At 73.3% G+C, this 22,104-nt stretch carries 18 protein-coding genes, 4 tRNA genes and 2 pseudogenes; 15 read left to right on the top strand and 9 right to left on the bottom strand.

The features are described 5' to 3' along the window. Positions 1 to 13: 13 nt before the first annotated feature. The gene (locus tag ABZ312_RS18360; protein ID WP_500323837.1) at positions 14 to 979 is read left to right on the top strand and encodes an acyl-ACP desaturase; all 966 of its coding nucleotides are present in this window, start codon (positions 14 to 16) and stop codon (positions 977 to 979) included. Positions 980 to 1,034: 55 nt separating this feature from the next. On the opposite strand, the gene ABZ312_RS18355 is transcribed toward ABZ312_RS18360, so the two are convergent. Next, positions 1,035 to 1,496 carry a GNAT family N-acetyltransferase gene (locus tag ABZ312_RS18355; RefSeq protein ID WP_500323836.1) on the bottom strand — a complete coding sequence of 154 codons (462 nt, stop codon included), beginning with the start codon at positions 1,494 to 1,496 and terminating at the stop codon, positions 1,035 to 1,037. A gap of 124 nt (positions 1,497 to 1,620) precedes the next feature. Here ABZ312_RS18355 and ABZ312_RS18350 point away from each other — a divergent pair, with 124 nt between their 5' ends. From ABZ312_RS18350 to ABZ312_RS18300, 11 genes are all read left to right on the top strand, one after another. Further along, complete coding sequence (locus ABZ312_RS18350) at positions 1,621 to 2,283, top strand: HAD family hydrolase (protein ID WP_500438186.1); 663 nt, start codon at positions 1,621 to 1,623, stop codon at positions 2,281 to 2,283. Between the two features lie 189 nt (positions 2,284 to 2,472). Then, a complete protein-coding gene (locus ABZ312_RS18345; RefSeq protein ID WP_500438184.1) occupies positions 2,473 to 3,270 on the top strand; it encodes a TIGR03084 family metal-binding protein in 798 nt (265 codons plus the stop codon). Between the two features lie 20 nt (positions 3,271 to 3,290). Then, positions 3,291 to 4,829, top strand: a complete 1,539-nt coding sequence (locus tag ABZ312_RS18340; protein WP_500323954.1) for an acyl-CoA carboxylase subunit beta — start codon at positions 3,291 to 3,293, stop codon at positions 4,827 to 4,829. A gap of 13 nt (positions 4,830 to 4,842) precedes the next feature. Beyond that, complete coding sequence (locus ABZ312_RS18335) at positions 4,843 to 6,735, top strand: acetyl/propionyl/methylcrotonyl-CoA carboxylase subunit alpha (RefSeq protein ID WP_500438183.1); 1,893 nt, start codon at positions 4,843 to 4,845, stop codon at positions 6,733 to 6,735. Further along, positions 6,732 to 7,934, top strand: coding sequence for an acyl-CoA dehydrogenase family protein (locus ABZ312_RS18330; RefSeq protein WP_500438181.1), 1,203 nt, complete (start codon positions 6,732 to 6,734; stop codon positions 7,932 to 7,934). Before ABZ312_RS18335 ends, ABZ312_RS18330 begins: the two co-directional genes overlap by 4 nt. 30 nt (positions 7,935 to 7,964) lie before the next feature. Then, positions 7,965 to 9,554, top strand: a complete 1,590-nt coding sequence (locus tag ABZ312_RS18325) for a 4-coumarate--CoA ligase family protein (protein ID WP_500438180.1) — start codon at positions 7,965 to 7,967, stop codon at positions 9,552 to 9,554. Next, positions 9,554 to 10,303: an enoyl-CoA hydratase family protein gene (locus ABZ312_RS18320; protein ID WP_500438179.1), complete on the top strand. Its 750-nt coding sequence runs from the start codon at positions 9,554 to 9,556 to the stop codon at positions 10,301 to 10,303. Before ABZ312_RS18325 ends, ABZ312_RS18320 begins: the two co-directional genes overlap by 1 nt. Next, a complete protein-coding gene (locus tag ABZ312_RS18315) occupies positions 10,291 to 10,911 on the top strand; it encodes a TetR/AcrR family transcriptional regulator (RefSeq protein ID WP_500438178.1) in 621 nt (206 codons plus the stop codon). Before ABZ312_RS18320 ends, ABZ312_RS18315 begins: the two co-directional genes overlap by 13 nt. Positions 10,912 to 10,948: 37 nt before the next feature. Then, positions 10,949 to 12,016: a hypothetical protein gene (locus ABZ312_RS18310; protein WP_500438177.1), complete on the top strand. Its 1,068-nt coding sequence runs from the start codon at positions 10,949 to 10,951 to the stop codon at positions 12,014 to 12,016. After that, positions 11,905 to 13,305 (top strand): vWA domain-containing protein, encoded by a 1,401-nt coding sequence (locus tag ABZ312_RS18305; protein WP_500323827.1) that lies wholly within the window; start codon positions 11,905 to 11,907, stop codon positions 13,303 to 13,305. The genes ABZ312_RS18310 and ABZ312_RS18305 overlap by 112 nt, the downstream gene beginning before the upstream one ends. After that, positions 13,302 to 15,158, top strand: a complete 1,857-nt coding sequence (locus tag ABZ312_RS18300) for an ATP-binding protein (RefSeq protein WP_500323826.1) — start codon at positions 13,302 to 13,304, stop codon at positions 15,156 to 15,158. Before ABZ312_RS18305 ends, ABZ312_RS18300 begins: the two co-directional genes overlap by 4 nt. On the opposite strand, the gene ABZ312_RS18295 is transcribed toward ABZ312_RS18300, so the two are convergent. The 6 genes from ABZ312_RS18295 to ABZ312_RS18270 all read right to left on the bottom strand — a co-directional run bounded on the left by ABZ312_RS18295 (position 15,159) and on the right by ABZ312_RS18270 (position 18,078). Next, on the bottom strand, positions 15,159 to 16,337 hold the full coding sequence (locus tag ABZ312_RS18295; RefSeq protein ID WP_500323825.1) for a leucine-rich repeat domain-containing protein: 1,179 nt from the start codon (positions 16,335 to 16,337) through the stop codon (positions 15,159 to 15,161). A 1-nt stretch (position 16,338) separates the two neighbouring features. Further along, positions 16,339 to 17,700 carry an SDR family NAD(P)-dependent oxidoreductase gene (locus ABZ312_RS18290; RefSeq protein WP_500438175.1) on the bottom strand — a complete coding sequence of 454 codons (1,362 nt, stop codon included), beginning with the start codon at positions 17,698 to 17,700 and terminating at the stop codon, positions 16,339 to 16,341. Between the two features lie 36 nt (positions 17,701 to 17,736). After that, a tRNA-Ala gene (locus ABZ312_RS18285) sits at positions 17,737 to 17,809 on the bottom strand. Between the two features lie 16 nt (positions 17,810 to 17,825). Continuing rightward, positions 17,826 to 17,897 (bottom strand) — tRNA-Cys (locus tag ABZ312_RS18280). A 20-nt stretch (positions 17,898 to 17,917) separates the two neighbouring features. Beyond that, positions 17,918 to 17,989: transfer RNA gene (locus ABZ312_RS18275), tRNA-Glu, on the bottom strand. Positions 17,990 to 18,005: 16 nt separating this feature from the next. Then, positions 18,006 to 18,078: transfer RNA gene (locus ABZ312_RS18270), tRNA-Gly, on the bottom strand. Between the two features lie 177 nt (positions 18,079 to 18,255). On the opposite strand from ABZ312_RS18270, the gene ABZ312_RS18265 reads away from it, so the two are divergent. Next, a complete protein-coding gene (locus ABZ312_RS18265) occupies positions 18,256 to 19,611 on the top strand; it encodes a M14 family metallopeptidase (protein ID WP_500323823.1) in 1,356 nt (451 codons plus the stop codon). Between the two features lie 271 nt (positions 19,612 to 19,882). On the opposite strand, the pseudogene ABZ312_RS18260 reads toward ABZ312_RS18265, so the two are convergent. Continuing rightward, positions 19,883 to 19,984, bottom strand: a pseudogene (locus tag ABZ312_RS18260) (MmcQ/YjbR family DNA-binding protein); the annotation flags it as partial. A 7-nt stretch (positions 19,985 to 19,991) separates the two neighbouring features. Between ABZ312_RS18260 and ABZ312_RS18255 the strand changes: the two are divergent. After that, positions 19,992 to 20,156, top strand: a pseudogene (locus ABZ312_RS18255) (MmcQ/YjbR family DNA-binding protein); the annotation flags it as partial. Here the strand turns inward: ABZ312_RS18255 and ABZ312_RS18250 are convergent. Further along, complete coding sequence (locus tag ABZ312_RS18250) at positions 20,131 to 20,766, bottom strand: DUF4291 domain-containing protein (RefSeq protein WP_500323821.1); 636 nt, start codon at positions 20,764 to 20,766, stop codon at positions 20,131 to 20,133. The pseudogene ABZ312_RS18255 and the gene ABZ312_RS18250 overlap by 26 nt on opposite strands. 175 nt (positions 20,767 to 20,941) lie before the next feature. On the opposite strand from ABZ312_RS18250, the gene ABZ312_RS18245 reads away from it, so the two are divergent. Further along, positions 20,942 to 22,093, top strand: coding sequence for an inorganic phosphate transporter (locus tag ABZ312_RS18245; protein ID WP_500323820.1), 1,152 nt, complete (start codon positions 20,942 to 20,944; stop codon positions 22,091 to 22,093). The last annotated feature ends 11 nt before the right edge of the window (positions 22,094 to 22,104 follow it).

The raw sequence follows: 22,104 nt of genomic DNA, 5'->3' as shown, positions 1-22,104 counted from the left end.
CCAGGAGCCCCGCGTGACCATTGCCCCGTCCCAGAGTGCCGGTTCGGAAGCATGGAGTGACACCAGGCTGCTGTACGCCTTGGAAGAGGTCGTCGAGACCGAGATCAACCGTCATCTGAAGGCGGCCAAGGAGTGGATGCCCCACGAGTACGTCCCGTGGAGCCAGGGCCGCGACTACGACGGTGTGATGGGCGGCGAGGCCTGGGCGCCCGAGCAGTCCAAGGTCACCGAGATCGGCCGGATATCGCTGGTGGTCAACCTCCTCACGGAGGACAACCTCCCCAGCTACCACCACGAGATCGCCACCCTCTTCGGCCGGGACGGCGCCTGGGGCACCTGGGTCCACCGCTGGACCGCGGAGGAGGGCCGGCACGCCATAGTGATGCGGGACTACCTGCTCACCACCCGTGCCGTGGACCCGGTGGAGCTGGAGCGGCTGCGCATGCAGCACATGTCGGAGGGCTTCGAGTCCGACAACGCGCACAGCATGCTGCACTCGGTGGCGTACGTGGCGTTCCAGGAACTGGCCACCCGCATCTCGCACCGCAACACGGGCCGCGAGTCGGGCGACCCGCTGTGCGAGCGCATGCTGGCGCGCATCGCGACCGACGAGAACCTGCACATGGTCTTCTACCGCAACCTGCTGGCGGCGGCGCTGCAACTGGCGCCGGACCAGGCGATGCAGGCGATCCGTGACGTGGTCGTCGGCTTCCGGATGCCGGGGCACGGGATGCCCGGCTTCGAACGCTCCGCGGCGCGGATCGCCATCGGCGGCATCTACAACCTCCGCATCCACCACGACGACGTGCTCCAGCCCGTACTGCGGCACCTGAAGGTGCTGGAGACCGCGGGGCTCGGCGCCGAGGGCCTGAAGGCACAGGAGGAACTGGGCTTCTTCATGGGCGAGCTGGACAGCCAGGCACGCAAGTTCGAGGAGCGCCGGGACGCCCTGATGGCCCGGCGGGCCGCGCGCGCCTGACGAAGCGGTGCGCGGTGGGGCGCCTCCCCGGAGGGGCCCCACCGCGGCGGGCCGGTCAGCGCGCCAGCGCGGCGACCTCGCCCACCATCCAGATCAGGCGTTCGCCGTTGTGCTCGAACGCGTGCCGGCTCACCATGCCCATCCGCAGGTAGAAGCCCTCGGCCCGCGGCTCCGCGCCGACCCCGAGCAGGCGTGCGTCCAGCGCGACCGCCCGCCGCACCAGATGGCCCCACAGCAGGCCCCCGACCCCGGTGCCGATGGACGTCCGGTCGACGAACAGCAGACCGATCCCCAGGTAGTCCTCGTGCTCGTTGAGCGTGTAGAAGCCGACGGGCACGCCGTCCTTCTCGGCGACGGTGGCGTACCGGGAGGCGATGTCCGCCGCCGTGAGCTTCGGCGTCACGTCGGGGACGTCCTCCACGCGACCGCCCACCCAGTGCGACTTCGACCTCAGGACCAACGCGTCCAGGAACGGCAGCTCCTGCGGGCGGGCCGGACGGATCACGACACCTTCCATGCCACGAGCGTGGCAGCGCAGGCCACGGCGTCATCGGTTTTCCGCCCCCGGCAGGCCGGGCCGCCCCGGGCCGGCTCCGCGACCCACCGGGGAAGGGCGTGGGCTCCGATGACATCCTTGAGCGGTGTTCCCCTCCGGTCGCGCGGGCGCGGTGTTCTTCGACGTCGACGGCACCCTCGTGCCCGGCACGAGCTCGTCGGCCTTCCTGGCCGGCTTCCTCGGCCATCGGGACGAGTTGAGCGAGGCCGAGGACGCCTACGCCAGGGGCGCCATGGACAACCGGCAGGTCTCCGAGCTGGACGCCGCCGGCTGGGCGGGCGTGCCCGAGGGACGGGTCGCCGGGTGGCTCGACGGGCTCCCCCTGGTCACGGGCATCACGGAGACGGTGGCCTGGTGCCGGCGGAACGGACTGGCGCCCGTGCTGGCGACCCTCGCCTGGTCGCCGGTCGGCGGCCACCTGAGCGAGCGCTTCGGCTTCGACGCGTTCAGCGGCCCCCGGTTGGAGACCTCCGGCGGCCGGTTCACGGGCCGGGTCGCCCGGCACTTCGACGAGTACGGCAAGAGGGACTTCGCCCTCGCCCACGCGCGAGGGCTGGCCCTGGCCCCCGGCGCCTGCGGGGCCGTCGGCGACAGCCGCTCCGACCTGCCGCTGTTCGCGTCCGTCGGGCTGAGCGTGGCGTTCAACGCCTCGGCGGACGCCCGGGCCGCGGCGACCGTCGCGGTGGACGGCGAGGACCTGCGGGACGTGCTTCCCCCCCTGAGCCGCCTGGTCGCGGCGGTTCGCTGACGACGGGAGTCAGCCGTGGGCGGGGCCCAGGGCCCAGGCCGCGGCGGAGAACGTCGCCATCGACAGCAGCGTGGCCGCCGCAGCGGGGCCCAGGCGGAAAATCATGCAAGCACGCTTGATTGTTTCCTGCCGCGGTGCCAGCCTGTGACGCGCACGGCTTCGCTGACGCTGCGTCATTCAGGGGGACCTTTGTCCGACCCCACACCCGTACTGGACGATCTGCGGGACGAGAGCGAGGGCCTGGACGCCCTGGTCGCCCCGCTCGCGGAGGGCGCCTGGGCGGCACCGACGCCCGCTCCGGGGTGGACGATCGCGCACCAGATCGCCCATCTGGCCTGGACCGACCGGCAGTCCGTGCTGGCGGTCACCGACCCGGAGGGCTTCGGGTCCGTGGTGGAGAAGGCCGCCGCCGCGGTCGACACCTTCGTCGACGCCGGAGCCGAGGAGGGCGCGGCGCTGCCGCCCGCCGAGTTACTGGCGCGCTGGCGCTCGGGGCGGGCGGAGCTGCAGGCCGCGCTGCGGGCGCAGCCGCCCGGGACGCGCTTCCCGTGGTTCGGGCCGCCGATGAGCGCCGCGTCCATGGCCTCGGCCCGGCTCATGGAGAGCTGGGCGCACGGCGAGGACGTCGCGGACGCCCTCGGTGTCCGCCGTCCGCCGACCGGGCGGCTGCGGCACGTGGCGCGGATCGCCGTACGGGCCCGCGACTACGCGTACTTCGTCAACGGGCTGACCCCGCCCGCTGAGGAGTTCCGGGTCGAGCTGTCGGCCCCCGACGGCACGCTGTGGGCGTACGGCCCGAAGGACGCGGCGCAGCGCGTCACGGGCCCGGCGCTCGACCTGTGCCTGCTGGCGACCCGCCGCCGGCACCGCGCCGACCTGGCCGTACGTGCCGAGGGCGAGGACGCCGACCGCTGGCTGGACATCGCCCAGGCCTTCGCGGGACCGCCCGGGCGGGGCCGCGAGCCGCGTGAGGGAGGAACGGCGTGAACGCCGAGAACCGTACGACCATGCTCGAACGCCTCGCCGAACTGGAGGCCGAGCACGAGAAGGCGCTCGCGGGCGGCGGCCCCAAGTACGTGGACCGGCACCGGTCGCGGGGGAAGCTGACCGCCAGGGAGCGGGTGGAGCTGCTGCTGGACCAGGACTGCCCGTTCCTGGAGCTGTCGCCGCTCGCGGCCTGGGGCAGCGACTACCCGGTCGGCGCGTCGCTGGTGACCGGGATCGGCGTGATCGAGGGCACCGAGTGCGTGATCACCGCCAACGACCCCACGGTGCGCGGCGGGGCGAGCAACCCGTGGACCCTGAAGAAGGCCCTGCGGGCCAACGAGATCGCGCTCTCCAACCGGCTGCCGCTGGTCAACCTCGTGGAGTCGGGCGGCGCCGACCTGCCCAGCCAGAAGGAGATCTTCATCCCGGGCGGCGCGCTCTTCCGGGACCTGACCCGGCTGTCGGCGGCCGGCATCCCCACCGTCGCCGTCGTGTTCGGCAACTCCACGGCCGGCGGCGCGTACGTCCCCGGGATGTCCGACCACGTGATCATGGTCAAGGAGCGCTCCAAGGTGTTCCTCGGCGGCCCGCCGCTGGTGAAGATGGCCACCGGCGAGGAGAGCGACGACGAGTCGCTGGGCGGGGCGGACATGCACGCCCGTACCTCCGGCCTCGCGGACTACTTCGCGCTGGACGAGCCCGACGCCCTGCGCACCGCCCGCAGGGTGGTGGCCCGGCTCAACTGGCGCAAGCAGGGCCCCGCCCCGGCCGCCGCCTACGACCCGCCGCTGTACGACGAGGACGGGCTGCTGGACATCGTCCCCGCCGACCTGAAGACCCCCTTCGACCCTCGCGAGGTCATCGCGCGGGTCGTGGACGGCTCGGAGTTCGACGAGTTCAAGCCGCTGTACGGGCCGAGCCTGGTGACCGGCTGGGCGCGGGTGCACGGCTATCCCGTCGGGATCCTCGCCAACGCGCAGGGCGTGCTCTTCAGCGCCGAGTCGCAGAAGGCCGCGCAGTTCATCCAGCTCGCCAACCAGCGCGACATCCCGCTGCTGTTCCTGCACAACACCACCGGCTACATGGTGGGCCGCGAGTACGAGCAGGGCGGCATCATCAAACACGGCGCCATGATGATCAACGCGGTGTCCAACTCGAAGGTCCCGCACATCTCCGTCCTGATGGGCGCGAGTTACGGCGCCGGGCACTACGGCATGTGCGGCCGGGCGTACGACCCGCGCTTCCTGTTCGCCTGGCCCAGCGCCAAGTCGGCCGTGATGGGGCCGGCGCAGCTCGCGGGAGTGCTGTCCATCGTGGCGCGGCAGTCCGCGGCCGCCCGGGGCCTGCCCTTCGACGAGGAGGCCGACGCCGGGCTGCGGGCGATGGTGGAGCAGCAGATCGAGTCCGAGTCCCTGCCGATGTTCCTGTCGGGGCGGCTGTACGACGACGGGGTGATCGACCCGCGCGACACCCGCACGGTGCTCGGCGTGTGCCTGTCGGCGGTCCACAGCGCACCGGTCGAGGGCGCCCGTGGCGGCTTCGGCGTCTTCCGGATGTGAGGAGCACCTGACCGTGATCGCATCAGTGCTGGTGGCCAACCGCGGCGAGATCGCCCGCCGTGTCTTCCGTACCTGCCGGGACCTGGGCATCGCCACGGTCGCCGTCCACTCGGACGCGGACGCGACCGCCCTGCACGTACGGGAGGCGGACGCCGCCGTGCGGCTGCCGGGCGACGCGCCCGCCGACACCTATCTGCGCGGCGACCTCATCGTGAAGGCCGCCCTCGCCGCAGGCGCGGACGCCGTCCACCCGGGCTACGGGTTCCTGTCGGAGAACGCCGAGTTCGCCCGGTCCGTCATCGCGGCGGGCCTGACCTGGATCGGGCCGACGCCGGAGGCCATCGAGGCGATGGGTTCCAAGACCCGGGCCAAGCACCTGATGGCCGAGGCCGGCGTCCCGGTGCTGGAGGCCGGTCCAGGCGACCTGCCCGTGCTGGTCAAGGCGGCGGCGGGCGGCGGCGGACGCGGCATGCGCGTCGTCCGCGAGGCGGCCGACCTGGAGCGGGAGCTGGCCGCCGCCCGTGCGGAGGCGCTGTCCGCCTTCGGGGACGGCGAGGTGTTCCTGGAGCCGTACGTCGAGGACGGCCGGCACATCGAGGTGCAGGTGCTGGCGGACACGCACGGCACCGTGTGGACGCTGGGCGAGCGCGACTGCTCGGTGCAGCGCCGCCACCAGAAGGTGGTCGAGGAGACCCCGGCGCCCGGTATCCCGGACGCGCTGCGCCGGACGCTGCACGAGGCGGCGGAGGCGGCGGCGCGGGCCATCGGCTACGTCGGCGCGGGGACGGTGGAGTTCCTGGTGTCGGCGGACGGCCGGCCGTACTTCCTGGAGATGAACACCCGTCTCCAGGTGGAGCACCCGGTGACCGAGTGCGTCTTCGGCGTGGACCTCGTCGCGCTCCAGCTGGACGTCGCCGAGGGCGGGCGGCTCCCGGCCGCTCCCCCGGCGCCCTCCGGGCACGCGGTCGAGGCCCGGCTGTACGCGGAGGACCCGGCCCGCGACTGGCAGCCGCAGACCGGCGTCCTGCACCGCTTCCTGGTGCCGGAGGCGCCGGGCCTGCGGGTGGACGCGGGCTTCGGCGACGGCGACCGGATCGGCGTGCACTACGACGCGATGCTCGCCAAGGTCGTCGCCCACGCCCCCACCCGCCCGCAGGCGCTGCGGCTGCTCGCGCACGCCCTGGAGCGGGCCCGCGTGCACGGCCTGGTGACCAACCGCGACCTGCTCGTACGGGTGCTGCGCGACCCGGACTTCGCCGCGGGGCGGCTGTCGACGGCCTTCCTCGACCGGCTCGGCCCGGCGCCGGAGCAGGACGGGGCCGCGCTACGGCTGTCGGCCCTGGCCGCCGCGCTCGCCGACGCCTCGGGACGCCACCCGCTGGGCGGCTGGCGCAACGTGCGGTCGGCGCCGCAGTCCAAGACCTACCGCGGCGAGCCGGGTGGCACGGAGTACGAGGTCCGCTACCGGCTCGGCCGCGGCGGCCTCGCGGCCGAGGGCCACCCGGACGTGCGCCTGCTGGAGCACGGGCCGGCACGCGTGGTGCTGGAGGTCGCCGGGGTGCGCCGGGCCTTCGAGGTGGCGGTCTACGGGGACGAGGTGTGCGTCGACGGCCCGTCGGGCGCCCACCGCTTCACCGCGCTCCCCCGCTTCCCCGACCCGCAGGCCCAGCTCGCGCCCGGCTCGCTGCTGGCCCCGATGCCGGGGACGGTCGTCCGCGTCGCGGACGTCGCCGTCGGCGACAAGGTGGCCGCGGGGCAGCCCCTGCTGTGGCTGGAGGCCATGAAGATGGAGCACCGCGTCGCCGCCCCGGCGGACGGTGTGCTCACCGCACTGCACGCCGAGGCCGGCCGCCAGGTCGACGTCGGAGCCGTACTCGCCGTCGTTCAGGAAGAGGATTCCCCATGAGCGGTACGCCCGCTGTGCACGGACCGACCGGCACCTTCGACAACGTCCTGCTGGAGAGCGGGGAACGGCGCGCGCTGCGCAAGGCCGTCTCCGACCTGGGCCGCCGGTACGGGCGTTCGTACTTCCTCGACGCCGTCCGCGAGGGGCGGCACACCGACAAGCTGTGGCAGGAGGCCGGCGCGCTCGGCTATCTCGGCGTCAACCTGCCGGAGGAGCACGGCGGCGGGGGCGGCGGCCTGGCCGAGCTCTCCATCGTGCTGGAGGAACTGGGCGCCGCGGGCTGCCCCTTGCTGCTGCTCATCGTCTCCCCCGCGATCTGCGGCACCGTTATCGCCCGCTTCGGCACCGGGGAGCAGCAGCGCCGGTGGCTGCCCGGGCTCGCGGACGGCTCCCTCCGGATGGCGTTCGGCATCACCGAGCCGGACGCCGGTTCCAACTCGCACCGCCTGACGACCACGGCCCGCCGGGACGGTTCGGACTGGCTGCTCACGGGCCGCAAGGTCTTCGTCTCCGGTGTCGACATCGCCGACGCGACGCTCATCGTGGGCCGCACCGAGGACGCCCGTACGGGAAAGCTGAAGCCGTGCCTGTTCGTCGTGGAGCGCGAGACGCCGGGCTTCGAGTTCCGGCCGATCGACATGGAGCTGTCGGCGCCCGAGAAGCAGTTCCACATCTACCTGGACGACGTGCGGCTGCCCGCCGACGCCCTGGTGGGCGACGAGGACGCGGGGCTGCTGCAGCTGTTCGCGGGCCTCAACCCCGAACGCGTCATGACGGCCGCCTTCTCGATCGGCATGGGCCGCTTCGCGCTCGACGCCGCCGTGGACTACGCCCGCACCCGGCAGGTGTGGAAGGCCCCCATCGGCTCTCACCAGGCCATCGCCCACCCGCTGGCACAGGCCCACATCGAGCTGGAACTGGCCCGGCTGATGATGCAGAAGGCCGCGTTCCTGTACGACGCCGGGGACGACATGGCGGCCGGCGAGGCCGCCAACATGGCGAAGTACGCGGCGGCCGAGGCGGGCGCGAAGGCCGTCGACCAGGCCGTGCACACCCTCGGCGGCAACGGGCTGACGGCCGAGTACGGGCTGGCCTCCCTCCTCACGGCGTCGCGCGTGGGTCGCATCGCGCCGGTCAGCCGGGAGATGATTCTCAACTACGTCTCGCACCACACGCTGGGTCTGCCCAAGTCCTACTGAGCACGTCCTACCGAGGAGGGGGGAACGGCCATGGCACAGCCGGCCGTGTTCCACAGCGAGTACCCCGCGGTTCCCGCCATCGACCTGCCGATCCACGAGGCTGTGCTGGGCCACGCCGCCGAGTTCGGCGACCGGCCGGCGCTCGTCGACGGGGTCGAGGGCACGACGCTCACCTACGCGCAGCTCGACTCCTTCACCCACCGCATCGCCGCGGCGCTGGCCGAGTCGGGCCTGCGCAAGGGCGACGTCCTCGCCCTGCACAGCCCCAACACCATCGCCTACCCGCCGGTCTTCTACGGCGCCACGCGCGCCGGGGCGGCCGTCACCACCGTCCATCCGCTCGCCACGGCCGAGGAGTTCGCGCGGCAGCTGCGGGACAGCGGCGCCTCGTGGATCGTCACCGTCTCGCCGCTGCTGGAGACCGCACGCAAGGCGGCGGAGCAGGCCGGCGGCGTGCGGGAGATCCTCGTCTGCGACAGCGCCGAGGGCCACCGCTCGGTCCTGGACCTGCTCGGCTCCACCGCCCCCGAGCCGGAGATCACCTTCGACCCGGGCGAGGACCTGGCCGCACTGCCGTACTCCTCGGGCACCACCGGCGTGCCCAAGGGCGTGATGCTGACCCACCGCAACATCGCCACCAACCTGGCCCAGCTGGACCCGACGCTTTCGATGGGCCCCGGGCACCGCATCCTGGCCGTGCTCCCGTTCTTCCACATCTACGGGCTCACCGCGCTCATGAACGCCCCGCTGCGCAAGGGCGCCACCGTCGTGGTGCTGCCGCGCTTCGACCTGGAGCAGTTCCTGAAGGCGGTGGCGACCCACCGCGTACAGGGCCTCTTCGTGGCCCCGCCGATCGTGCTGGCGCTCGCCAAGCACCCGGCGGTCGCCGCGCACGACCTGAGCTCGCTGGAGTACGTGCTGTGCTCGGCGGCCCCGCTCGACGCGGAGCTGGCCCAGGCCTGCTCCAAGCGGCTGGGACTGCCGCCGATCCTGCAGGCGTACGGGATGACGGAACTCTCCCCGGGCACGCACGTGGTGCCGCTGGACTCGCGGGACGCGCCGCCCGGCGCGGTCGGCAAACTGCTGCCCAGCACCGAGATGCGCATCGTGCCGCTCGGCGAGGAGGGCGGGGACGCCGCCGCCGAGGGCACCGGGGAGATCCAGATCCGCGGTCCGCAGGTCATGAAGGGCTACCTGGGACGGCCCGAGGAGACCGCCGCCATGATCGACGAGGAGGGCTGGCTGCACACCGGCGACGTCGGCCGGGTGGACGCCGGCGGGTGGCTGCACGTCGTCGACCGGGTCAAGGAGCTGATCAAGTACAAGGGCTACCAGGTGCCGCCCGCCGAACTGGAGGCCGTGCTGCTCACCGACCCGCGGGTGGCCGACGCCGCGGTCATCGGCGTGGTGGACGAGGACGGCAACGAGATCCCCAAGGCGTACGTGGTGCCGAAGCAGGGCTCCGGCCTCACGCCGGACGACGTGATCGCGCACGTGGCCGCGCAGGTCGCCCCGTACAAGAAGGTGCGCCGGGTGGAGTTCACCGACGCGATACCGAGGGCCGCGAGCGGCAAGATCCTCCGGCGTGAACTGCGCGCCCGGGAAAGGGGTACCACCTGATGACCGACGACGCCGGGGCACCCTGCGTGCGGAGCGCGCACGACCGGGGGATCACCACGCTCACGCTGGACTCCCCGCACAACCGCAACGCGCTGTCCGCACGCATGGTCGACGAGCTGTCCGACGCGCTGGCCCGGGCCGGCAAGGACCCGGCCACGCGGGCGGTGCTGCTCACGCACACCGGCGGCACCTTCTGCGCGGGCGCGGACCTGAAGGAGGCGGCGTCGCCGGACGGGCCGCGGCGGCTGGTGGCGCTGCTGCGGGCCATCGTGGAACTGCCCAAGCCGGTCGTGGCGCACGTGACCGGTCACGTGCGCGCGGGCGGCCTCGGGCTGCTGGCGGCCTGTGACGTCCCGGTGGCGGGGGCGGGGGCGAGCTTCGCCTTCACCGAGGCACGGCTCGGCCTCGCCCCGGCCGTGATCTCGCTGACCGTGCTGCCGCGTATGGACGCCCGGTCCGCCGCGCGGCACTACCTGACGGGCGAGGTCTTCGACACCGCGGAGGCCGTCCGCACCGGCCTGGTCGCCGCGCCGGAGGAGGCGCTGGACGGCATCCTCGCCGGGCTGCGCGCGGCGTCGCCGCAGGGGCTCGCGGAGTCCAAGGCGCTGACGACGGCCGCCGTGCTGCGCGTCTTCGACCGGGACGCCGCGGCGCTGACCGAGCAGTCGGCCCGGCTGTTCGGCTCGCCCGAGGCCGCGGAGGGGATGCGGGCGTTCCTCGAACGGCGGGAGGCCCCATGGGCGCTGTGAGCGCCGGCACCCGTACGCCCAAGCAGGACCGCAGCCGCGCCACGCGGCAGCGGCTGCTGGGGGCCGCCGTCGCCTGCCTGGCCGAACGCGGCTGGGCGGGCAGCACGGTGACCGTGGTCGCCGAGCGCGCGGGGGTGTCGCGGGGTGCGGCCCAGCACCATTTCCCCACCCGCGAGGACCTGTTCACCGGGGCCATCGAGTTCGTCGCCGAACAGTGGCTGGTCGCCCTGCGCGAGCACGCGCACGCCCTCCCCCGCGAGGGCGTGCCCCGCACGCACGCCGTGGTCGGCATGGTCGTCGACCTCTACACGGGGCCGATCTTCCGGGCCGCCCTGCACCTGTGGGTCGCCGCGGCGAACGAGGAGCAACTGCGGCCCCGGGTCACCTCGCTGGAGGCGCGCATCGGGCGGGAGGCGCACCGGCTCGCCGTGGAGATGCTCGGCGCGGACGAGGCGGTGGCCGGGGTCAGGGAGACCGTCCAGGCCACCCTCGACATGGCCCGCGGCCTGGGGCTGGCGAACCTCCTCAGCGACGACAGCGCCCGCCGGGGGGGCATCGTCCGCGAGTGGTCGGCGGTCCTGGACGGGGTGCTGCGCCGGGGTTTTTGAGTCGCCCGCTGTCGGTGCCGGGTGAGACGATCACGGCATGCTGAACGAGGCGGTGTCCGCCGGCGAACTGGGCTTCCTGCTGGGTCTGGTCGACCCGGCGCTCGCCGCGCGTGCGCGGAGCCGGACGGGTGTGCCGGAGGAGGATCCGGCGGCCGTCGCGAAGCCCCCGGAGCACCTGATGTGGGGCCCGTTGTGGCACAACCTGCCGGCGTCGGTGCTCTGGTGGATCCTGCAGGAGGACGATCCCCGGACCAACGCGCTGGTGTACCACCACTGGCGGACCGACGACCGCGTCCGGTACGACATCCTCAACGGCCTTCCGTACGGGCCGGATCGCTCCCGCCCTGTGAAGGTGCACGCGGACCTCGCGCACTTTCCGGCGCCGGAACTCGCCCTGCCGGCCGGGCCGGAGGCGCTGGTCGCCGCGCTGCGGGCCGTGGCGGGTATGTCCCAGGGCCGGGCCGCCGCGTTGACGGTGGGGCGGGACGACTGGGCCGTGGTGGCCGAGGCCGACCGCGAGCAGCCGCTGCCGGGCTACGCCCGCTGGGCACTGGCGATCCGCCCCGACTGCCCTCCGGCGCTGCGCACGCAGTTCGGTACGCATCGCAAGTTCACCAACCGGCTCCGTGACGCGGGCGTCGTGGATGGCCCGGGGGCGTACGCGACCGGCACGCGTCCGGCACGCGACGCCCTGCGCGTCCTGGCCATGGGCCGCTGGGCGTTCCCGCTGCGGCTGCCGGAGGCCGCCGACGCGCTGCGGCCGCTGGTGCGCACGGAGCTGGGCGGCAACACCGAGGCGTGGGCGGTGCTGACGCAGCTCCTGCCGACGTTCACGGGCACGCTGCCGGAGCTGATCACGACGGCGGGGGCGATCGCGGAGGGCGCCGGGGAGGGCGCCGGGGAGGAAGCCGACGGCCCGTTGTCAGTGGCCTCTGGTAACACTGAGTCACCAAGGGGCCAGGAGGGTCCGGGGCACGAACGTGGGGGGCCGACATGGGATTCGACGAGCGCGGGCGACGACCCGTGGTCGACCTCGCCGACCGGCGGGCGCTGGAGCAGTGGCATCCGGCGGATCCGGTCGTCGTGGCGGAGGCCGAGCGGCTGAAGGAGGCCGCGCTGCTGGACTTCGGGCTGACCGAGTCGGCGGTCGCGTCCTGGCTGTACGCCAAGTGCCCGCACCAGATCCCGACCACGGCCGTGGACACCGCGGCGGTGGTGGCCTCGGGGGACGGCTCCGTCCTCCTGCTGTACAACCCCGCGTTCTTCGTCGACCTGGGGCTGGACGGGGTCAAGTTCGTCCTCTTCCACGAGGCCCGGCACGTGGTGCACCGGCATCTGTTCGCCGAGCCCGCGCTGCGGGAGGACCCGGTCTTCTCCACCGCGGCGGAGGTGGCGATCAACCACGTGGCGCTGGTCCGCCTACGACGGCAGGCCCTGCCGCTGCGGGACGGCCGGCCGACGGGGGTCGATCCGCACGAGGTCCACGCCGCGTACGAGCGGGATCTGACGGAGCAGGGGCTGACACCCCTGTCCTATGCGGAGTTCGTCGAGACCGACATGGGCGTCTACACCGAGCTCAAGCGGATGAAGCACCCACCGGTGCCCCTGACGTCGTCGTGCGTGCACCTCGAGGGTGAGGGCGTACCGGGCGACCAGGGCACCATCGACGCACTGGTCTCCTCCTCCCTGCTGAACTCGCTGCTGGCCGCGCGCCGCGGGCACACCGGAGCCGAGCGCGAGCTGCTGGACCTCATGGGCCGCACCGAGGGCGCCTCGGAGCGCACGGCCCGGCTGTGGGGACAGCTGGGCGCCGGGACGCTGCGCGGCGAGACCGTCAGGACCCGGCGGGTGGACTGGTGGCAGCGGTGGCTGGTCGACGTGGTCGCCTCGAAGCTGCGCGAGGGCGAGCGGCTGGTCTACCCGAAGAAGCGGGGCGCGCTGCTGGCGGCGCTCGGCCACGACCCGATGCTCTCAAGGCGCGGCCCCGTCCGCGACAAGGTGCTGGTCATCGCCTACGACACCTCGGGGTCCATGCCGGGTTCCGTCATCACCTGGCTGACCGAACTCGTCGGGCGGATCGACGGCGTGGAGGCCCACTGGCTCTCCTTCGACGGCGTCGTGATGCCCTTCGCCCCCGGCGAGCGGGTGTACGGCGGCGGGGGCACGAGCTTCCAGGCCGTGGCCGACTACGTGGAGGGGCGTACGGAAGTCCGAGGGCGGCGCTTCGAGGAGCGTCCGGACGCGGTGGTCGTGCTGACCGACGGCTACGCCCCGCACATCACGCCGCAGGAGCCCGACAAGTGGATATGGCTGATCACCGAGGGCGGCGACGACTGGCCCGACGCCCACACCCCGCCCATGGCCTGCCACCGCGTGACGACAGGAGCGAGATGACCACCACCGCGGCGACCGCCACGGCCGGCCCCCGGCCCTGGCGGGCCAACGCCACCTATCCACGGCCGCCCGAGGGCCGGCCGGAGGCTTCCCGGCTGGAGTCGTTCATCGACGCGATGATCGACATGGGGCAGACGGGGCAGGTCTTCGGTGAGCACGGCATCGGCAAGACCTCGACGTTCTTCTCGCACGTCGCCGAGGCCCATCCGCACGCCGAGCTGGTCTACGTGCCCGCTGCCAACCTCACCCCGGACGACCTCCTGGTGAACGCGCCGGTCCGTGACCCGCACTCGGACGAACTGGTGCTGCGCCAGCTGGTGATGAGCCAGCTGCGGCCGGGGCGCCCGTTCGTGCTGCTCATCGACGACTCGCTGCAGGCCGGCGAGACGATCCAGTCGCAGCTGATGCAGATCGCCTGCAACTGGACGCTCGGCGAGTACGACCTGCGGGCGCTGGGCTGCGTCGGGGTGTTCCTCAGCGACAACGAGTCGCTGTCCGAGACGGCCGCGCGCCGCGGCGACCTGGCCGTCCTCGACCGCATGGTCACGGTGCGGGTGACCGCCAACAACACGGCGTGGCGGCGCAAGCTCGCCGAGAAGTACCGGGACTGGGACCTGAACGGGGTCTTCGCCCTGTGGGCGTCGCTCGGCCCGGCGGTCCGCGAGCTGCTCTCCCCGCGCACCCTCGACCACGTCCTCGCCAACGCGCGGGAGGGGTTCCCGCTGCGCTGGGGGCTGCCGCTGGTCAACGGCGAGCGGCTGCGCCTGGCGGAGCCCCGGCCGGACGGCAGGCCGGGGCAGGACCGGACGTCGGAGATCCTGGACCGGATCGCCACGGAGCTCGGCGTGCCCAACCCGGCGACCGTGCCGGACCCGGTGCGCTCGGTGGTGCGGGCGGCGCTGCGCAACCGGTGGACGGTGCTGCTCCAGGGGCCGCCCGGTTGCGGCAAGACCGAGGTGGTGCGCGAGACGCTGCGCGAGGACCTGGGCCGTGACCCGCTGTACTTCTCGCTGCCGGTCACCAACGTCGAGGACCTGTGCGCGCCCGTCCCGGACCGGGACGGCTCACTGGACACCCTGCTGGCGCAGAAGTTCACCGGGAGCGAGCCGAAGGCGATCGTCTGGGACGAGTACAACCGGCCCAAGGACAAGGCCGCGTTCGCCAAGCTGATGGAGATCACGCAGGAGTGGTCGCTGGCGGGGCGCCCGATCGAGAACCTGCGTGCCCAGATAGCGGTGCAGAACCCGCCGTACCATTTGGGCCGCCGGCTGATGGTGTCCCGCAACAACATCGCCCAGGCGACGCGCTTCACGGCTTCGCTCACCGTCGAACCGGGCGACATCCCGGCCAACGAGTGGCTGATCGCGCGGTACGGCGGCCTCGCCGAGACCGTGCTGGAGTGGTGGAAGCACGACATCGACGACGAGGGCCGCGCCTGGATCACCAAGCGCACCATCGAGCGGCTGATCAAGCTCCACCAACGCGGTCTGCCCCTGCAGATGGCCACGGTCTACCTCGGCGACGGCGAGTACGCCCCGGTGCCGCTGACCGCGCTGGTCGACCGGCTCGCCAACCGCTCGGTGACCGGGCTGCGGGAACTGGCGCGGGACGTGGACGCCTGGGAGGCACGGCTGCGACGGGCCCGGGAGGAGTCCGGGGAGGGCAACGACGAGAGCGACGTCGTCCACCAGGTGATCGCCAACGCGGAGCTGTCCCAGCTCAAGCGGCACCGCAAGGCCGTCGCCCGGCTGGTGGCGTTGCTGCCGCCCAAGCTGCGCTCGACCTACCTGGTGGGCGCCTCGGAGCAGACGCAGCGCTTCTGGATCGAGACCTTCGCCCGCATGCCCCGCTGATCAGCGCGGGGTGCGGTGGACGCTGCGCACGGCGGCGACGTCCTCGGGCACGGCCGGCGAAGGCAGGTGCGCGCTGAGCGCGTCCAGCCGCCGCCGGACGCTGGTCGCGATGCCCTTGCCGAGGACGTAGCGCGTCGCGGTCGCCGCAGCCGGGGCGGCGTCGAGCAGACGGTGCGCCTCCCGGCTGCGCATTCCGGTGTGGGCCAGCACGAGATGGGTCAGCCGGTGCGGCGCCGAGGTCAGTGCCGCGGCCATCGCCGTGGCCGCCTCGACGTCGACCTGGTTGTCCGCGGCGCCCAGGACGCGGGCGGCCTTGACCCGCCCCAGGTCCACGAGTTCCACACCCGCGGCCGTCGCGGCGGTGACCAGGCGGGCGCAGGCCACCGCTCCGATGCCGTTGCTGGCCACGGAGAGCCGGGTGAGCCGGCCGTGCGGCGCCCGGGCGAGGGCCTCGGCGAGCACGAGGGCTCCCTCGTCGCCGAGACCGGCGGCCGACACGTACAGCTCGGCGACGGCTCCCGCTGTGATGACAGTCCCCAGGCAGGCGGCTCCGGCCGTGCCGAGCGCGTTGCCGCCGACGAACAGCCGCTCCACGGCGCGTCCCGAGCGGGCGGCGACGACCAGCGCGTCGGCCAGCACGGCGAGGCCCGCGGGGTCGAGTCCGGTCTGCACCAGGTCAAGGGTGCGCAACGACCGTGCCGACTCCACGAGTCCGGCACCCGCCTCGCCCGCGCCGCCGCCGAGCGGGTTGCGCTTCAGCCAGACCCCGGTGACGGCCTGCGGTGAGGCCCGCAGGTTGTCCGCGATGCGGCAGGCGCCACCCGCCGTGATGCCGTTGCAGCCCAGGTAGAGCGTCTCGACTCCGGTGCCCCCGGTGCGTTCGGTGACGGCGGCGGCGCCCGTGTCGCCCAGTCCGTCGGTGCCGAGCAGCAGGTGGCGTACGGCACCGGTGGCGGGTGCCTGACGCAGGGCCTCGGCGACGGCGGCCGCCCCCTCCGGGCCCAGCGCCTGCTTGCACAGGTCGAGGCGCCCGTCGGGCAGGGCGGTGCCGGCCGGGAAGTCCCGGCGTTCGGGCACGCCCTCGCCGCCGCGCAGCCAGCCCAGCAGCGGCTCGAGGTCGGCGTGCGGGCGCGGCACGGTCTCGGGGACGCCCGCGTACGGGGGCCGGTCGTCCGTCATCTCACCACTCGGCTTCCTGGTAGTCCTTGAGGAAGACGCCGGAGAGCGGGTGCCCGGCCTCTCCGCGCACGATCGGGTCGTAGACCCGGGCCGCGCCGTCCACGACGTCCAGTGGGGTGCGGAAGCCCCGGTCTGCCAGCCGGTTCTTCTTCGGCAGCGGGTTCTCGTCGGTGATCCAGCCGGTGTCGACGCTGCACATGTGGACGCCCTGTGGGGCGAGTGCGGGTCCGCTGGTGCGGGTCAGCATGTTGAGGGCGGCCTTGGCCATGTTGGTGTGCGGATGGCCGGCGGTCTTGTTGCGCACCGTGAAGCGCCCCTCGACCGCGGTGACGTTGACGATGTAGCGGCGCGGCCGCGGGGAGGCCAGCAGCAGCGGCAGCAGGCGGTCGCAGAGCAGCGCCGGGGCGAGGGAGTTGACGAGCTGGGTCTCCAGCACCTCGGCCGGGTCGAGGCCGCCGAGCTCCGCCGACCAGGAGTTCTCCGGGGCGGTGTCGGGCAGGAGCCCGGCCTCGTCGGTCCCGGCCAGCAGGAGTTCGACGGTGGGACCGGCGGCCGCCGGCAGCGCGGGGGCGGTGCCGAATCCCGGAGCGGTGAGCATGGCCTTGGGCCGCGCCCCGGCGGGCAGCGGCGCGCGCTCGCCCGCGGTGAGGGCCGCGTACGACTCGGGTGGCCGCCGGACCGTCTGGGCCGCGTTGTTGACCAGGATGTCCAGCGGCTCACCTGTCTCGCGGAGCCGTTCGCACAGGCCGACGACCTGGCGGGGGTCGCGCAGGTCCACGGCGACGACCGTGAGCCGGTGCAGCCACTGCTCGCTGCCGGGTGCCTCGGTGAAGCGGCGCAGTGTGTCCCGGGGAAAGCGGCTGGTGACCAGGAGTTCGGCCCCGTCGCGCAACATCATCAGGGCCAGCTGGAAGCCGATCTTGACGCGGCCGCCGGTCAGCAGCACGCGCCTGCCGCCGAGGTCGGTACGCAGGCGCCGGCGTGCGGTGTTGTCCGTGGCGCAGGCGGGGCAGAGCAGGTGGTAGAAGGCATCCACCTGCCGGTAGAAGGACTTGCAGACGTAGCAGCGGCGGGGTTTGGCGAACTCCCCTGCGGCGCCTCCCTGCGCCACCTCGTCCAGGGGCGCGTCCTCGCGGCGTGCCCGCGCACCGGTCGCGGTGGCCGCCACGACGTCGGCGTCCGCCATGGCCCGGCCGTCCCGCCGGGTCTTCCTGCGCCGCAGCCGTCCGTCACGGGCGAAGGACGCGGCCACCTGCTCGGCCCTCAGCCGTACCGGATCGTCGACGGGCAGCGCGCGCAGCTTGCCCACCACCGCGTCGAAGACGGCGAGTTCCGCCTCCGTGATGTCGCCCGTCTCCCCCATGGCTCCTGCCCGATGTCCCGCCGCGACGAAGAGGGATGGGTCCGGCCGGATTCGAACCGGCGTATCCGCCTTGCTGAGGCGGCGGCGCCTGCCTCTGCGCTACGGACCCATATGCCCCCGGCTGCCCCGGACGGCCGGATTCGAACCGGCGTGATCCCGTTGTGCAGACGGGGCGCCTGCCTCTGCGCTACATCCGGGCATTGCGATGATCCTATCGGGGGCCCGGCCGGATTCGAACCGGCGTATCCGCCTTGAGAGGGCGGCGGGTCTGCCTCTGCCCTACGGGCCCCATGTGTCACCGACTGCCCGGACGGCCGGATTCGAACCGGCGTGATGCGTCTTGGCAAGACGGCGCGCCTGCCTCTGCGCTACGTCCGGGCATTGCGCCGATCGTACCGGCGCCGCGCAGGGCCCTTCAGGGCGGCCCCCGGCCAATCCACCGGAGGGTTCCGGGCGTTCACAGCCGAAGGCACCGTGGACATCTTGACGCGCGCATGCCACGACCGCACGATCGGGTCGAACTCCTGCGCTACCCCCACACCCAGGAGGACGTCCATGCACATCCCCCGAACGGGCCGACGGGCGACGGTCACCGCCGCACTGCTCGCCTGCGCCCTGGCGACCTCGCTCGCCGTCCAGGCCGACGCCTCGCCGGCCACCGCCGGCGGCCGTCCCGTCGCGGCCGCCGCCGACGAGATCGTCCGGCAGTACGAGGTGGCCGGCACCGGCACCGTCGCCGCCCGTACCGCGCTCGCCGCCCACGGCGTATCCATTGACGCCGCCCGCACCCACTCCACCGTCGTCACCGCGAACGCCGCCCAGGCAGCCGCACTCCGCTCCGCGGGCTACCGCCTCACCGCGCTCCCCGGTCCGCCCGCCGGGAGCGACGGCGGCCGCGGCGCCGACGGGGGCGCCTCGGTGCTGGACTTCCCCGGCTCCGACTCCGGTTACCACAACCACGCGGAGATGACCGCGGAGATCAACGCCCTGGTCGCCGCGCATCCCGCCATCATGAGGCAGCAGGTCATCGGCACCTCCTACGGCGGCCGGAACATCGTCGCCGTCAAGGTCAGCGACAACGTCGGCACCGACGAGGCCGAGCCCGAGGTGCTGTTCACCCACCACCAGCACGCCCGTGAGCACCTCACCGTCGAGATGGCGCTCTACCTGCTGCACCAGTTCGGCGACACCTACGCCACTGACAGCCGCATCAAGGGCATCGTCGACTCCCGCGAGATCTGGATCATCCCGGACCTCAACCCGGACGGCGGCGAGTACGACATCGCGACCGGTTCCTACCGCAGCTGGCGCAAGAACCGCCAGCCCAACTCCGGCTCCTCCGCCGTCGGCACCGACCTCAACCGCAACTGGAACTACCGGTGGGGCTGCTGCGGCGGCTCCTCCGGCACCAAGTCGAGCGAGACCTACCGCGGCGCGTCCCCCGAGTCCGCACCCGAGGTCAGGCTCGTCGCGGACTTCGTACGCGGCCGGGTCGTCGGCGGCAGGCAGCAGATCACGGCGGGCATCGACTTCCACACCTACAGCCAGCTCGTCCTGTGGCCCTTCGGCTACACCACCGCGAACACCACCACCGGGATGACGGCCGACCAGTACAACACCTTCGCCACCTTCGGCCGCACCATGGCCGCCACCAACGGCTACACCCCCGAGCAGTCCAGCGACCTCTACATCACCGACGGGTCGATCGACGACTGGCTCTGGGGCGACCAGGGGATCTGGGCGTACACCTTCGAGATGTACCCGGGCCCGAACGGCTCCTCGGGCTTCTACCCGCCCGACGAGGTGATCCCCGCCCAGACCAGCCGCAACCGCGAGGCGGTGCTGCTGCTCCTGGAGAACGCGGACTGCATGTACCGCGCCATCGGCAAGGAGGCGCAGTACTGCTCATGAGCGGGCCGGTACGGCCCCCGCGGCCCGGCCCTGCGGCGCCTGGCGCGTCGCGGGGCCTCGCGCGTCGCGGGGCCCGCCTGCCCGGGATCCGGGCCGCCCCCGTCCTACGATCGGGGCGTACGCGTGCCCGTCGCCCGCCGTCCGCGCCCGCCCCGGGGAGGCCCCGTGACCACCGTCCACGACCCGCTCGCCGTGCGCGAGAAGGTGCGCGCTCGTGGACCTGGGGGTCCTTGAGCTTGACGTTGATGCCGGGAGGATGGCTGCCGTCGCCGGCACCGAGGAAGACGAAGACCTTCTTGTTGACCTTGACGACGCTCTCGCCCCAGGGGAACTCCTCGGCCGCGCCGGGCAGCGTGAGCGCGAAGGCGCGCACCTTCTCGGTCCCCGGCGCCGAGCCCTCCGGCTACGGCCTCGGCGGGGCCGGCTGGGTCACGGTCCCCCTCACCGGGGCGGCGCCGGCCGCCGAGGTGCTGTGCGACTGGGTGGAGGAGAGCTACCGCGTGGTCGCCCCGAAGCGGCTCATCGCGGAGCTGGACGGCCGCTGAGCCCGGTCCTCGCGCCGATCACGGCGGCGGTCGCCGCGTCGACCGGATAGGGCCGCTCCTGCGGCAGCAGCGCCTTCGCGGCCTCGTGGTCGCCGGAGCGCACAAGCCCTTGGACGCGCTGGGCGAGCGCGGTGACGTCCCGGATCCGGACGATCCAGTGGTCGGCGTAGTCGCGCGTCGTCCGGCCGGTGAGCCCGAGCTGCAGCGAGCGGTACGGCAGCGGACGCAGGGAGAGGTCCCGCTCCGGGTCCCACTGGACGCGGACCTGCGTGGTGCGCACGCGCTCGGCCCAGGTCTCGCGGTCGGGGTACACCGAGCGGTCGAAGTGCGACAGGCAGGCCTGCCGGAGCGCCGAGTCGAAGCCGTCGCGGCTGATGTCGAGGGCGAGCACCCTCTCCTGCCCGTCCTTGCGGCCCCAGCCGCTGCGGTACATCATCCACAGGAACGACGGCTTGATCCACGTCATCCGGGAGCGGCTCCAGCTCGCGGGGAAGCGCCCGTGCTGCGCGGCGTGGTCACCGATCTCGGGGCGGTACGCCTGATAGACCGTCACGGCGTCCTCGGTGTGCGCGGCCCTGATCAGGCGGTACGGCGTCTCGGTGTTCTCCATGATGCGGGCATCGTGCCCCCCACGGGCCACCCGCCGCCAGGCATTTTCCGGCGACGTGCCCGTCCGGAGGGCCGTGCCATGCGGCCCACCGGCACCTCGCCTAGCCTGGAATCCCGACACGACATCGCTACGAAGGGCCCGGTGAACTGCACCGCACCCGGGTGGGAGGTATGCGGTGGCCACTGTCTCCTTTCTGATCGTCATCGTCATCGTCACGGCGCTCGCCTTCGACTTCACCAACGGGTTCCACGACACGGCCAACTCCATGGCGACGTCGATCGCCACGGGCGCGCTCACGCCGCGGGTGGCGGTGGCGGTGGCCGGTGTGCTGAACCTGCTGGGGGCGTTCCTGTCCACGGAGGTCGCCAAGACCATCTCCAACGGCATCGTCGACGACGCCAAGGTGTCCGCCGTCATGATCTTCGCCGGGCTGGTGGGCGCCATCCTGTGGAACCTCGTCACCTGGCTGCTCGGCCTGCCCTCCAGTTCCTCGCACGCCCTGTTCGGCGGGCTGATCGGTGCGGTCTGGGTGGGCGCGGGCGCGTCCGCGGTCAACGCCGGCGAGGTCCTGGAGAAGATCGTGATCCCCGCGGTCGCCTCACCCGTCGTGGCCTGCGTGGTGGCGATGCTGGCGACGTACCTGGCCTACGTGATCACCAGACGGACCCGGGGCAACGAGGTGAAGCGCGGCTTCCGGGCCGGCCAGATCGGCTCCGCCTCGCTCGTGGCGCTCGCCCACGGCACCAACGACGCGCAGAAGACGATGGGGGTCATCACGCTGACGCTCATCTCGGGGGGACTGCTCGCCCCCGGTTCCGGTCCGCCGTGGTGGGTGGTGCTGAGCGCCGGGCTGGCGATCGCGCTCGGCACGTACGTGGGGGGCTGGCGGATCATCCGCACCATGGGCAAGGGGCTGACCGACATCGAGTCCCCGCAGGGCTTCGCCGCCGAGACGAGCGCGACCTCCGTGATCCTCGCGTCCTCACACCTGGGCTTCGCGCTGTCCACCACCCAGGTCTGCACCGGCAGCATCCTGGGCGCCGGGCTGGGCCGCAAACTGGCCCAGGTGCGCTGGGGGGTCGCCGGGCGGATCGCCGTGTCCTGGGTGCTGACGCTCCCCGCGGCGGCGGCCGTGGGCGGGGTCGCGGCCTGGGTCGCGGACCACGGCGACCTGGGCGTGGCGCTCGTGGCGGGTGTGGCCGTCGCCGCCGCCGCGGGCTTCTACCTCCTGTCGCGCCGTCGCCCGGTGACCGCGGAGAACGTCAACGACACGCGGCCCGGTGCACCGGCGCCGAGCCCCGCCGGCCACTCGGCCGGGCAACGGTGAGGAGCGGATCC

The organism is Streptomyces sp. NPDC006207 (genome assembly GCF_040613835.1).
In the GTDB taxonomy this organism is placed as follows: domain Bacteria; phylum Actinomycetota; class Actinomycetes; order Streptomycetales; family Streptomycetaceae; genus Actinacidiphila.
Note: the sequence above shows the minus strand (reverse complement) of the source record. Positions and strands in the feature narration are given on the sequence as shown.

Coding starts and splice junctions, on each gene's coding strand:
- ABZ312_RS18355 (WP_500323836.1), bottom strand. CDS start 1,496: ATGGAAGGTGTCGTGATCCGTCCGGCCCGCCCGCAGGAGCTGCCGTTC.
- ABZ312_RS18340 (WP_500323954.1), top strand. CDS start 3,291: ATGCTCGAACGCCTCGCCGAACTGGAGGCCGAGCACGAGAAGGCGCTC.
- ABZ312_RS18330 (WP_500438181.1), top strand. CDS start 6,732: ATGAGCGGTACGCCCGCTGTGCACGGACCGACCGGCACCTTCGACAAC.
- ABZ312_RS18325 (WP_500438180.1), top strand. CDS start 7,965: ATGGCACAGCCGGCCGTGTTCCACAGCGAGTACCCCGCGGTTCCCGCC.
- ABZ312_RS18320 (WP_500438179.1), top strand. CDS start 9,554: ATGACCGACGACGCCGGGGCACCCTGCGTGCGGAGCGCGCACGACCGG.
- ABZ312_RS18315 (WP_500438178.1), top strand. CDS start 10,291: ATGGGCGCTGTGAGCGCCGGCACCCGTACGCCCAAGCAGGACCGCAGC.
- ABZ312_RS18310 (WP_500438177.1), top strand. CDS start 10,949: ATGCTGAACGAGGCGGTGTCCGCCGGCGAACTGGGCTTCCTGCTGGGT.
- ABZ312_RS18305 (WP_500323827.1), top strand. CDS start 11,905: ATGGGATTCGACGAGCGCGGGCGACGACCCGTGGTCGACCTCGCCGAC.
- ABZ312_RS18300 (WP_500323826.1), top strand. CDS start 13,302: ATGACCACCACCGCGGCGACCGCCACGGCCGGCCCCCGGCCCTGGCGG.
- ABZ312_RS18295 (WP_500323825.1), bottom strand. CDS start 16,337: ATGACGGACGACCGGCCCCCGTACGCGGGCGTCCCCGAGACCGTGCCG.
- ABZ312_RS18290 (WP_500438175.1), bottom strand. CDS start 17,700: ATGGGGGAGACGGGCGACATCACGGAGGCGGAACTCGCCGTCTTCGAC.
- ABZ312_RS18265 (WP_500323823.1), top strand. CDS start 18,256: ATGCACATCCCCCGAACGGGCCGACGGGCGACGGTCACCGCCGCACTG.
- ABZ312_RS18250 (WP_500323821.1), bottom strand. CDS start 20,766: ATGGAGAACACCGAGACGCCGTACCGCCTGATCAGGGCCGCGCACACC.